Genomic DNA, 6444 nt, shown 5'->3' with positions numbered 1-6444 from the left:
ACCGCGCGTCGCGAAGACACGCTGCGCAGACGACCAGATCCAGACCAAGCGAGGCGCCGTCAGGCCACCCAGGCCCGACGGCGCCTCACCCTGCCCTTGACAGGCGCGCCCTACATATCAGTCGAGGTCGAGGAAGTGTTCGAGACCGACCGTGAGGCCGGGGTGAGCCGCGATCGACCGCACGCCGGTGAGGACGCCGGGGGTGAACGAGACCCGGTCGAGCGAGTCGTGCCGGATGGTGAGGGTCTCCCCCGGCGCCCCGAGGACGACCTCCTGGTGGGCCACCAGTCCGCGCACCCGCAGCCCGTGGACGCGTACGCCCTCGACGTCGGCCCCGCGGGCGCCGTCGAGTCCCGTGGACGTCGCGTCCGGCATCGGCGCGCTGCCGGCCTCGCGGCGCGCCGCGGCGATCATCTCCGCGGTGCGCCGGGCGGTGCCGGACGGCGCGTCGGCCTTGTCGGGGTGGTGCAGCTCGACGACCTCCACCGACTCGAAGAAGGGGGCCGCGACGGCGGCGAAGCGCATCATCAGGATCGCGCCGATGGAGAAGTTGGGGGCGATGAGGACTCCGACCTCCGGCGCGTCGGCCAGCCACGTCTCCAGCTGGTCGAGCCGGGACCGGTCGAAGCCGGTGGTGCCGACGACCGCGTGGATGCCGTGCTCGATGCAGAACCGGAGGTGGTCCATCACCACGTCGGGGTGGGTGAAGTCGACGACCACCTGCGCCCCGGCCGTGACCAGCTGCTCGACGTCGTCCCCCGCGTCGACGGCTGCGACGAGCTCGGTGTCCGCGGCCGCCTCGACGGCGCGGCACACCTCGGCGCCGACCTTGCCGCGCGCGCCGAGCACGCCGACCTTGACGGGGGTGTCCTGGGGCTCGGGTGCAGGCGTGCTCACAGGCCCAACCTACCGTCGGGCGCGGGTCGCGGGTGGCGGTGGCTGACTCGTGAACGCGGGTCTGGCAGGCTGTGCGCCATGCCCTCCCCGACCATCCCGCCGCGCATCAAGTGGGCCGTCGACCTCATGGACGTCCAGCCGGGCGACCAGGTCCTCGAGATCGGATGCGGTCCCGGTGCCGGCGCCGAGGCCATCTGCGCCAAGCTGGAGACCGGAAAGCTCTTCGCGATCGACCGCTCCGAGTCGGGCGTCGACCGCACCAAGCGTCGCAACCAGAAGTACGTCGACGCCGGCCGGCTCGTCGTGCGCCAGATCGACCTCGCCACGCTGCGGGTGCCGGTCAAGCGGCTCAACAAGGTCTTCGCCTTCAACGTGAACCTCTTCTGGGTCCGGGCGTGCGAGGACGAGATCGCGCTGCTCCACGAGCGCGTGGTCCCCGGCGGCGCGGTCTACCTCTTCTACGAGGCCGCCCGTCCCGAGCTGGTGCCCAACATCGTGAAGAAGGCGTCGGAGAACCTCCTGCGCGGCGGGTTCCGGGTGAGCGTGGTCGAGCAGAAGGCTCCCCCGGTCATCGGCATCATCGCGCGCAGGTGACCGTCGTCGGCCGAGCGTGCGAGGCCGTTCGACGGTCGCCAAGCATGGTGGTCGAGTAGCGCGCACGCCTGAGGAACGAAGGCGTGACCGCGCGTATCGAGACCCGAGGGTGAGGGGTCTCGATACGCCTCGCTCGTTCCTCGCTCGGCTACTCGACCAGCGAGGGCAGGTGCGCTCGGCTGCTCGACCAGCGAGGTCGAGGCCTCAGGCGGTCGGACCCACGACCGCCAGCAGCTCGGGCTGGGTGAAGAGCTCACGGGCGAGGGCACACACGTCCTCGTGCGTGACGGCCTCGATCCGGCCGACGACCTCGTCGATGGTGAGCAGCTCGTCGTAGACCAGCTCGGCCTTGCCGATGCGTGACATGCGGGAGCCGGAGTCCTCCAGGCCGAGCACGAGCCCGCCCTTGAGCTGACCCTTGCCGCGCTCGACCTCCTCCTCGGTGAGGCCTTCGGCGGCCACCTTGGCGAGCTCGCCGCGCACGGTCTCGAGCACGGCGTCGTACTTGCCGGGGAGGCAGCCCACGGACACCCCGACCACGCCGGCGTCGGCGTGGTGGCTGGCGAAGGAGTAGACGGAGTAGGCCAGGCCGCGGAGCTCGCGGACCTCCTGGAACATCCGCGACGACGTGCCGCCGCCGAGCGCGGTGTTGAGCACACCGAGGGCGTAGCGACGCGGGTCGGTGCGGGTCATCCCCTTCACGCCGAGGACGAGGTTCACCTGCTCCTGCGGCCGGACCGTACGCGTCTCGCCGGGGTGGACCTTGCGTGCGTGCTCGCTCTGCGCGGGCGGCGTGGGGGTGGCCTCGCCGTCGAGGAACCCCTCGCGGCCGAAGGCCTTCCTGACCTGGCGCACCACGTCGGCGTGGTCGACGTTGCCGGCCACCGAGACGACCATGTTGTCGGCGCGGTAGTGGCGGCGGTAGAAGCGGTGGATCTGGGCCCGCGTCATCGCGGTGATCGACGCCTCGGTGCCCGCGATCGGACGTCCGAGGGGCGTGTCGCCCCATGCCTGGTGGGCGAAGAGGTTGTGCACCACGTCGTCGGGGTCGTCGTCGTGCATCGCGATCTCGTCGAGGATCACGTCGCGCTCGGCCTCGACGTCAGCCGCGGTGATGGTCGAGGCGGTGACCATGTCACCCAGCACGTCGACGGCGGTCGCGAGGTCCTCGTCGAGGACCCGGGCGTGGAAGACGGTGTACTCCTTGGTGGTGAAGGCGTTGAACTCGCCCCCCACCGCGTCCAGAGCGACCGAGATCTCCATCGCCGAGCGCTCAGGGGTGCCCTTGAAGAGCAGGTGCTCGAGGAAGTGCGAGCAGCCGTGGAGCGCGGGCGTCTCGTCGCGCGAGCCCACGTTGACCCACACGCCGATGCTGGCCGAGCGGGTGCCGGCCATCTGCTCGGTGACGACGCGCAGGCCGCTGGGCAGCACGGTGCGGCGTACGCGTGAGGTCACCGCGCCGTCGGCGTCCTTGACGGTGTGGAGCGTGCGGGTGGTGCCGTTCTTCTGCACTGGGGTCCTTCCGAACCGGTGGAGCCGGGGGTGAAATGCCGCGACCGGCCGGCATGGCTGCCGGCCGGTCGCGGATGGAGCATCAGGTCACTCGGCGTCGGTGGCCTCGACCTCGGCCGACTCCTCGGAGTCGCCCTCGGCCTCGTCGACGACGGGGACCAGCGAGAGCTTGCCGCGGTCGTCGATCTCGGCGATCGAGACCTGGACCTTCTGGCCCACCGAGAGCACGTCCTCGACGGCCTCGACGCGCTTGCCGCCGGCGAGGGCGCGCAGCTTGCTGATGTGCAGCAGGCCGTCCTTGCCGGGCATGAGCGAGACGAAGGCACCGAAGTTGGTGGTCTTCACGACGGTGCCGAGGTAGCGCTCACCGACCTCGGGCATGGTCGGGTTGGCGATCGCGTTGACCGCGGCCTTGGCCGCCTCGGCAGCCTCGCCGTTGGTCGCACCGATGTAGACCGTGCCGTCGTCCTCGATGGACAGCGTCGCGCCCGTGTCGTCCTGGATCTGGTTGATGACCTTGCCCTTGGGCCCGATCACCTCGCCGATCTTGTCGACGGGCACGCGCACGGTGATGATGCGCGGCGCGTGGACCGACATCTCCTCCGGAGCGTCGATGGCCTCGGCCATCACGTCGAGGATCGCCAGGCGCGCGTCGCGGGCCTGGGTCAGCGCGGCGGCCAGCACCTCGGCGGGGATGCCGTCGAGCTTGGTGTCGAGCTGGAGCGCGGTGACGAACTCACGGGTGCCGGCGACCTTGAAGTCCATGTCGCCGAAGGCGTCCTCCGCACCGAGGATGTCGGTCAGCGCGACGTACTGCGTCTCGCCGTCGACCTCGTCGGAGATGAGGCCCATCGCGATGCCGGCGACGGAGGCCTTGAGCGGCACACCGGCCTGCAGGAGCGACAGGGTCGAGGCGCAGACCGAGCCCATCGAGGTGGAGCCGTTGGAGCCCATGGCCTCGGAGAGCTGGCGGATCGCGTAGGGGAACTCCTCGCGCGAGGGCAGCACCGGCAGGAGGGCGCGACGCGCCAGGGCGCCGTGGCCGACCTCGCGACGCTTGGGCGAGCCCACGCGACCGGTCTCACCGGTGGAGAACGGCGGGAAGACGTACTTGTGCATGTAGCGGCGGTGCTTCTCCGGCGACAGCGTGTCGAGCTGCTGCTCCAGCTTGAGCATGTTGAGCGTGGTGACACCGAGGATCTGGGTCTCGCCACGCTCGAACAGCGCCGAGCCGTGCACGCGCGGGATCACGTTGGTCTCGGCGTGCAGCGGACGGATGTCGGCCAGGCCGCGACCGTCGATGCGGACCTTGTCGCGCAGCACGCGCTGGCGCACGAGGTTCTTGTTCAGCGAGCGGAACGCCGCGCCGATCTCCTTCTCGCGACCCTCGAACTGGCCGGAGAGCTTCTCGAGCAGGGCGACCTTGATCTCGTCGACCTTGGTCTCGCGCTCCTGCTTGTCGCCGATCGTCATCGCGGCGGCGGTGTCGTCCTTGGCCGCGGCCTCGACGGCGGCGTAGACGTCGTCCTCGTAGTCGAGGAAGACCGGGAAGTCCTGGACCGGCTTGGCCGACTCGGCAGCGAGCTGGGCCTGGGCTTCGACGAGCTGCTTGATGAAGGGCTTCGCGGCGTCGAGGCCACCGGCCACGATCTCCTCGGTGGGAGCCTGGGCGCCGTTCTGGACGAGCGCGTAGGTGTCCTCGGGCGCCTCGGCCTCGACCATCATGATGGCGACGTCACCGGACTCGGTGACACGGCCCGCGACGACCATGTCGAAGACGGCCGACTCGAGCTGCGAGTGCGACGGGAAGGCGACCCACTGGCCCTCGATGAGGGCAACGCGGACGCCACCGACCGGGCCGGAGAACGGCAGGCCGGAGAGCTGGGTGGAGAGCGACGCGGCGTTGATCGCGAGCACGTCGTAGGGCTGGTCGGGGTCGAGGGCCATGACCGTGATGACGACCTGGACCTCGTTGCGCAGGCCCTTCTTGAAGGTCGGGCGCAGCGGACGGTCGATGAGGCGGCAGGTGAGGATCGCGTCCTCGCCCGGGCGGCCCTCGGACCGGAAGAACGAGCCGGGGATCTGGCCCACGGCGTACATCCGCTCCTCGACGTCGATCGTCAGGGGGAAGAAGTCGAAGTGGTCCTTGGGCGTCTTGCCCGCGGTCGTCGCCGAGAGCAGCATGGTCTCGTCGTCGAGGTAGGCGGTGACCGAACCGGCGGCCTGACGGGCCAGCAGGCCGGTCTCGAACTTGATGGTGCGCTTGCCGAACTTGCCGTTGTCGAGAACGGTCTCGACGGCGGAGATGATGGGTTCACTCATGGAAGCAGGATCCTGCTTTCTCTTCGCGGAGCGATCCGCGCGCGTCCACTCGGTGGTGGGGCGTCAGGCCCCGCGGGGGCCGGTCTTCGATCGAGGCCCGCAGATCGTCCGCGTCTCGCGCGGGATCTGAAGGCCACTACCGAGGACCGGGCCGGACGTGCGGGTCGCTCCTGATGGTTGTGTGTTCAGTTGTGGAGTGCTCCGGGTCCGACACTAGCGCGCCGTGAGCGCGCTCGGGACGCCCGGAAACCGCAGGAGCGGCCCCCCGCGTGCGGGAGGCCGCTCCGGGGATCAGCGGCGGAGGCCGAGGCGCTCGATGATCGAGCGGTAGCGCTCGATCTCGGTCTTCTGCAGGTAGTTGAGCAGACGACGGCGCTGGCCGACGAGCAGCAGCAGACCACGACGGCTGTGGTGGTCGTGCTTGTGCGTCTTGAGGTGCTCGGTGAGGTGGGCGATGCGGTGGCTGAGCAGCGCGATCTGGACCTCGGGGGAACCGGTGTCACCCTCGGTCAGGGCGTACTCGGCGATGATCTTCTTCTTGGTCTCCGCGTCGGTACCAATCGACATGGGGGCTCCTTCGGTTCTCGTTGCGCGGCGCGCCCGGGCCTGTTCACCGGGGCACTGTGGAATCCGCGGCCGTCATGACGGCACGTCACCCTCGCGGGCAACCGCAGCAGCATATCGAGGCGCTGATCGGTGGGCCCAATCCGCGCCGCGCAACGAAGGACCTGCAGGTGGCTCAGACCGCCGGCGGGGGCGGCGGGTCCGACTCGCTCGTGCGCTGGGTGCTGGCCTGGCGCCCCTGCGCGTCGGTGGTGGTGGCAGTGGTGGTGTGACGACGCTTGGTGTTCTGCTGCACAAACGTCAGCACGAGCCACAGCACACCGGCGAGCACCAGGATCCAGCCGAGCGTGATCACCTCCAACGGTCCCACCTGCTGGTCGTTGAACGCCAGCGCGAGGATCAGTCCCACGACGATCAGGCCGATCGGCCCTCCGAAACCCATGACGTGCTCCATTCTGTTGGGGATGCGCCCGGTCTGGACCGGGCGCGGCAGAGTCTGGCCTGCCCAGCGCCGCGTGTCACCCCCCTCCGGGGTGCCCGCCCCTCGGGACCGGG

The 6444-nt window shown here is 70.2% G+C and carries 6 protein-coding genes; 1 reads left to right on the top strand and 5 read right to left on the bottom strand.

The features are described from left to right. Window positions 1-117 precede the first annotated feature (117 nt). A complete protein-coding gene (dapB, locus tag IRX98_RS11440) occupies window positions 118-897 on the bottom strand; it encodes a 4-hydroxy-tetrahydrodipicolinate reductase (protein WP_224276816.1) in 780 nt (259 codons plus the stop codon). 78 nt (window positions 898-975) lie between these two features. On the opposite strand from dapB, the gene IRX98_RS11435 reads away from it, so the two are divergent. Continuing rightward, window positions 976-1491, top strand: coding sequence for a class I SAM-dependent methyltransferase (locus IRX98_RS11435; protein WP_207081935.1), 516 nt, complete (start codon window positions 976-978; stop codon window positions 1489-1491). Between the two features lie 204 nt (window positions 1492-1695). Here the strand turns inward: IRX98_RS11435 and IRX98_RS11430 are convergent, their stop codons facing one another. The 4 genes from IRX98_RS11430 to IRX98_RS11415 all read right to left on the bottom strand — a co-directional run bounded on the left by IRX98_RS11430 (window position 1696) and on the right by IRX98_RS11415 (window position 6331). Beyond that, on the bottom strand, window positions 1696-3003 hold the full coding sequence (locus IRX98_RS11430; protein ID WP_224276814.1) for a M16 family metallopeptidase: 1308 nt from the start codon (window positions 3001-3003) through the stop codon (window positions 1696-1698). Window positions 3004-3090: 87 nt separating this feature from the next. Further along, window positions 3091-5325 (bottom strand): polyribonucleotide nucleotidyltransferase, encoded by a 2235-nt coding sequence (locus IRX98_RS11425; RefSeq protein WP_224276812.1) that lies wholly within the window; start codon window positions 5323-5325, stop codon window positions 3091-3093. 291 nt (window positions 5326-5616) lie between these two features. Further along, window positions 5617-5892 (bottom strand): 30S ribosomal protein S15, encoded by a 276-nt coding sequence (gene rpsO, locus IRX98_RS11420; RefSeq protein WP_224276810.1) that lies wholly within the window; start codon window positions 5890-5892, stop codon window positions 5617-5619. Between the two features lie 172 nt (window positions 5893-6064). Then, window positions 6065-6331, bottom strand: a complete 267-nt coding sequence (locus IRX98_RS11415) for a DUF6458 family protein (protein ID WP_224276808.1) — start codon at window positions 6329-6331, stop codon at window positions 6065-6067. Window positions 6332-6444 lie beyond the last annotated feature (113 nt).

Origin of the sequence: Nocardioides lacusdianchii, assembly GCF_020102855.1 — a bacterium.
Classification (GTDB): domain Bacteria; phylum Actinomycetota; class Actinomycetes; order Propionibacteriales; family Nocardioidaceae; genus Nocardioides; species Nocardioides lacusdianchii.
This window is presented reverse-complemented; position numbering and strand designations above follow the sequence as displayed.